Raw genomic sequence first — 4,406 nt, 5'->3', positions numbered from 1 at the left:
GCGGGCGGCATCGGGGTCGCACCTTTTGTGGGCCTGCTCGCCGACTGCGTGTCGCGCCAGGAACGGCGCCCCATCCGGCTCATCTACGCCGACAAGCGTGTGGAACAGATGGTCGATGTGCTGGCGCTCTCAGGCGCGAACGCCCTGCCCGACTTTCAGATGCTGCCCATGGTGGAAGAAGCCGGGACCGGCTGGGAAGGCCTGCGCGGGCGCCTGGATGCGCAAGGCCTGACGCGTGCACTGCAGCACCCCGCCCTGGCGCCCGTTGCCGAAACGGCCTGCCACCTGGTCTGCGGGCCCGAGCCCATGATGGACGCGGTCGAGAGCGCGCTGGTGGCGCGTGGCGTGCCGACCTCGCGCATTCTGTCGGAGCACTTCAAGTACGACTTTGCCGGTCGCTCGCCACTGGCGCGGCGCATGCGCCAAGGCTGGTGGCTGATTTCCGCAGCCAGCCTGGTGGGCCTGGCGCTCACACTGCTCTGGCGCTGAACTCAGCTTTCGCGGCGCAAGGCCGGGAACAGGATCACGTCACGGATGCTGGCGCTGTCGGTCAGCAGCATCATCAGACGGTCGATGCCGATGCCACAACCGCCGGCCGGCGGCATGCCGTATTCGAGTGCGCGGATGTAGTCGGCATCGAAGTGCATGGCTTCGTCGTCGCCGCCGTCCTTGGCGTCGACCTGCGCCTGGAAGCGCGCGGCCTGGTCTTCGGCGTCGTTCAGCTCGGAGAAACCATTGCCGAATTCACGGCCGGTGATGTAGAGCTCGAAACGTTCGGTCACCTCGGGGCGCTCGTCGTTGGCGCGTGCCAGCGGCGAGATTTCGGTCGGGTGCTCCATGATGAAGGTGGGGTTCCAGAGTTTTTCTTCCACCGTCTCTTCAAAGTACAGCACCTGCAAGCTGGCCAGGCTGCGGCTGGCGAGCTTGTGTTTGGTCTCTGACAGACCGAGCTTTTTCAGCTGCGGCACCAGCCATTCGGCCTTGTCCACGTTGTCGCCCGCTTCGGTGTACTTCTGGATCGCTTCGCGGATGGTCAGACGCTCGAAGGGGCTGACGATGTCCACCGGCTGGCCCTGGTAGCTCAGCGGCGCGTCGCCGCACACGTCGCGCACCGCGTGGCGGATCAGTTCTTCGGTGAAGCCCATCAAATCCTGGTAGTTCCAGTACGCCGCGTAGAACTCCATCATGGTGAATTCGGGGTTGTGCCGAACGCTGATGCCTTCGTTGCGGAAGTTGCGGTTGATCTCGAACACCCGGTCGAATCCCCCGACCAGCAGGCGCTTCAGAAACAGCTCGGGCGCGATGCGCAGGAACATGGCCTGGTCGAGCGCGTTGTGGTGGGTCTCGAACGGCTTGGCGTTGGCGCCGCCGGGGATCGCGTGCAGCATGGGCGTTTCCACTTCCAGAAAGCCGTGCTGCACCATGAATTCGCGCAGACTGGTGATGCCTTTGCTGCGTGCCATGAAGCGCTTGCGGGCGGACTCGTCGGTCATCAGGTCCACATAGCGCTGGCGGTATTTGATTTCCTGGTCGTGCACGCCGTGGAACTTGTCGGGCAAAGGCCGCAGGCTCTTGGTGATGAGCTGGATCTTGTCGGCGTGGATGGTGAGTTCACCGGTGCGGGTCTTGAACAGCACCCCCTCGGCGGCCACGATGTCGCCCAGATCCCAGTGCTTGAAAGCCGCGTGCACCTCTTCGCCCACGCTGTCGTTGTTCAGGTAGATCTGGATGCGGCCAGACGACGGGCCAAAAGAGGCATCTTGCAAGGTCGCGAAACTGGCTTTGCCCATGACGCGTTTGAGCATCATGCGGCCGGCCACGCTGACGCGCGTAGGCTGCGCTTCCAGCGCTTCCTTGCTGGCCTCGCCATGCAGCGCGAACAGCTGCTCGGCCTTGTGCTCGGGTTTGTGGTTGTTCGGAAAGGCCACGCCCTTGCCCTGCTTTTGCGCTTCGCGCAAACCTTTCAGCTTTTCGCGGCGCTCGGCGATCAGGTGGTTTTCGTCGTGTGCGGCGGGCTGGCTGGCGGAATCGGGAGTGGTCTGTGACATGGTCGGTGGCATTGGTGGCGTCAAAAGCGGGTGGCCACCCACCAGGGTGGCGCGCGCCAAGCCCTGCATTTTAGGGTCTGGTGCCCGGGCCGGGCCGGGGGCGGGATAGCCCCCCACATGCGCACCGGATAATGCGGGCATGTTTTTGCGCACCGGTCTGGTTTCTTTTGGCCTGCTCTTGGCCAGCCGCCTGCTGGGCCTGCTGCGCGAAACCGCGCAGGCCGCAGCCCTGGGCACCAGTGGCCTGGCCGATCTGGCGGTGTTGATGCTCACCCTGCCCGACCTGCTCACCGGTGTGCTGGCCGCAGGCGCCTTGAGCTATGTGCTGCTGCCACTCTGGGCGCGCCAGCCGCCAGCGCTGCAGGCCGCCACCCAAAGCCGGCTCGGCCGCATCTTGCTGGCCACCGGCTTGCTGGTCGGCGCGGGCTTGGTGGCCGCGCCCGAGCTGATCGTTGGGCTGCTGGCGCCGGGCTTGTCGGCCGGTGCGCGGGTCAGCGCACAGCTGGCCCTGGGCTGGAGCGCCTTGGCGCTGCCGCTGGCCTTGCTGGCCGCCTTGTGGACCACGCGTTTGCAACACCGGCGGGATTTCACCGGCATGTACGGCGCGAATCTGGTGGTGAACGCCGCCGTGATCGGCGCCCTGGGCCTGGTGGCCGCTTCATGGGCAAAGCTGCCGGTGGGGCCTGTCGTGCTGCTGGGGCTGGGCTTGTTGCTCGGCGGCGCCCTGCGCCTGGTGTGGCTGCACTGGCGGCTGGCCCGCACCCGGGAACCCGTTGCGCCAGACGCCGCACCAGCCCCGAACAGCGCTCCCACCTGGCCACGCCCGAACGTCTGGCTGTGGGCACTGGCCAGCGCGGGCCTGCCCCTGTTGCTGCCTTTGCTCGGCCGCAGCCTGGCTTCCGGTGGCGGCGAAGGGGCACTCACCACCTTCAACTACGCCTGGAAGTTGGTGGAACTGCCGCTGGTGCTGGCGGTGCAGCTGGTGGCCACGCTGTCGTTCCCGGCTCTGGCGCGGGTCTTTGCTGCCACGCCCCCGCTCGACGCGGCGGCCAGTGCGGCGCACCGCGAGCAACAACAGGCCGTGCTGCGCCAGGCCTTCACCCTGGCCTGGGTGCTGGCCTGTGCGGCAGCGGCGGCCTTGTCGGCCATGTCCCTGCCCTTGGCCCAACTGCTCTATGGCTGGGGCCGCATGACGCCCGAGGCGGTGCAACAGGTGGCCGCCTGGAGCCGCATAGGTGCCTGGTCGCTGCTGCCGCAGGCGCTGCTGGCGGTGCTGCTCACCCTCATGGCCAGCACCGGGCGCCTGCGCGGCGCGGTCCACGCTTACCTGGGCGCCTTGGCCGTGCTGGCACTGCTGGGTTGGGTGGCGCACCAACAAGGCGGGCTGGACGGCCGCGTGGTGATGTGGGGCATCAACGCCGCGCTGACGCTGGCCGCCGGTCTGCTGTGGTGGCGCGAACGCGGATTTTTGCAGGGCGTTCTGCGTGGGCGCGACACCGCCGTGCCCGCCTTGGCCGCCGCGCTGCTGGCCGTCGCCTGCAGCCAGTTGCCCACGCCGGAGCGCTTGCCCGGCCTGGGGCTGGCCTTGTTGATCGCCGCAGCGGTGGTCGCGCTGACCTTGCTGGTCTCGCCCGCCCTGCGTCTGGCCGTGCGCCGATAATCCGGGCTGCCCATGATCGATCTGCTGCAAATCACCAACGACCCCGTGTTCGCCCGCCGCTGTGATGCGCTGCAGGGCATGCGCCTCTTTGTCGATCTGGAACGCCTGGGCAAGGCCGAGCGCCAGGCCGGTCGCAACACCTTCATCAGCACCCACACCATCGAAGATGTGGGCCGGGTCAAGGCCGTCTTGCGACATTCCCAACTGATGGTGCGTGTGAACCCGCTGAACCCCGAGACCGGCGCCGAGGTCGACGCCGTGCTGGCGCAAGGCGCCGACTGGCTCATGCTGCCCATGTTCAGCCGGGCCGACGAGTTGCGGCGCTTTTGCACCCTGGTGGCGGGGCGCGCGCCCGTGGTGGCCTTGCTGGAAACGGCGGACGCGCTGCACTGCTTGCCCGAATGGGTGGACACCCCTGGCCTGCACGAGGTGTTTGTGGGTTTGAACGACCTGCATTTGTCGCTGGGCCAGCGCTTCATGTACCAGCCCCTGGCCATGGGCCTGCTCGACCAGGCCGCCCGGCGGGTGCACGCCCAAGGCTTGCGCCTGGGTTTTGGCGGCATCGCGCGGCTCGACGAGGGCTTGCTGCCCGGCCGCGATGTGCTGGCCGAACACCTGCGACTGGGTTCGCAAGCCGTGATCCTCTCGCGCACCTTCCACCGCGCGGATTCGAACGCGGTCTTTGAAGCTGAAATCGC

Annotated in this window: 4 protein-coding genes; 3 read left to right on the top strand and 1 reads right to left on the bottom strand. The window is 67.4% G+C overall.

Features of this window, described 5'->3' with window-relative positions:
• A partial coding sequence (locus ABYB95_RS17765) for a ferredoxin--NADP reductase (RefSeq protein WP_372659927.1) occupies nt 1–489 on the top strand: 489 nt, incomplete at its 5' end.
• A gap of 2 nt (nt 490–491) precedes the next feature.
• On the opposite strand, the gene lysS is transcribed toward ABYB95_RS17765, so the two are convergent.
• Nucleotides 492–2,048, bottom strand: coding sequence for a lysine--tRNA ligase (gene lysS, locus ABYB95_RS17760; RefSeq protein ID WP_372659925.1), 1,557 nt, complete (start codon nt 2,046–2,048; stop codon nt 492–494).
• A gap of 139 nt (nt 2,049–2,187) precedes the next feature.
• Here lysS and ABYB95_RS17755 point away from each other — a divergent pair, with 139 nt between their 5' ends.
• Both ABYB95_RS17755 and ABYB95_RS17750 read left to right on the top strand, forming a co-directional pair.
• Nucleotides 2,188–3,708 (top strand): lipid II flippase MurJ, encoded by a 1,521-nt coding sequence (locus tag ABYB95_RS17755; RefSeq protein ID WP_372659923.1) that lies wholly within the window; start codon nt 2,188–2,190, stop codon nt 3,706–3,708.
• Between the two features lie 12 nt (nt 3,709–3,720).
• Nucleotides 3,721–4,406, top strand: a 686-nt coding sequence (locus tag ABYB95_RS17750) for an aldolase/citrate lyase family protein (protein WP_372659921.1), incomplete at its 3' end; no start/stop codon positions are given.

Origin of the sequence: Hydrogenophaga sp. (assembly GCF_041633695.1) — a bacterium.
Taxonomy (GTDB): Bacteria; Pseudomonadota; Gammaproteobacteria; order Burkholderiales; family Burkholderiaceae_C; genus Hydrogenophaga.
Note: the sequence above shows the minus strand (reverse complement) of the source record. Positions and strands in the feature narration are given on the sequence as shown.